Genomic DNA, 429 nt, shown 5'->3' on the forward strand with positions numbered 1-429 from the left:
GAGGTGGTCCTCGACCGGGCCACCGATGCCATCGCGGAGCTGCGCCGCATCCCCCGCCCCGACACGGTGCGCGTCGAGGAGTTGTCCGACGGCTCGACCCGAATCCGCTTCCGGCGCCGCGACGGCACCGAAGCCGTCCTCGTCGAGGGCGAATTCTGGCACGTCATGATGCCGCCGCTGCAGGACGACCTGCGGGGGACATCGCCGATCCTGGTGGACGGCCGAGAGGCGGTGGCGGTGGCGATCGCGCTGCAGCAATACGCGAACCGGCTGTTCACCAACGACGCGACGCCGCCGTACATCTTCACGATGGACGGCAATTTCAAAGGGTCCGAGGACAAGAAGAACTGGCTCACCGCGTGGCGCCGCTGGACCACGGGGCGCAACCGGCACCAGCCCGGAATCGCCGAGTACGGCATGAAGCCGCAC

Annotated in this window: 1 protein-coding gene; it reads left to right on the forward strand. The window is 68.8% G+C overall.

Going from position 1 to position 429, the window contains the following annotated elements; all coding sequences use genetic code 11:
• Positions 1-429 (forward strand): phage portal protein (locus RISW2_RS23215; protein WP_043776040.1); only part of this gene is annotated, 429 nt, incomplete at both ends.

This window comes from Roseivivax isoporae LMG 25204 (genome assembly GCF_000521865.1).
Lineage (GTDB): Bacteria > Pseudomonadota > Alphaproteobacteria > Rhodobacterales > Rhodobacteraceae > Roseivivax > Roseivivax isoporae.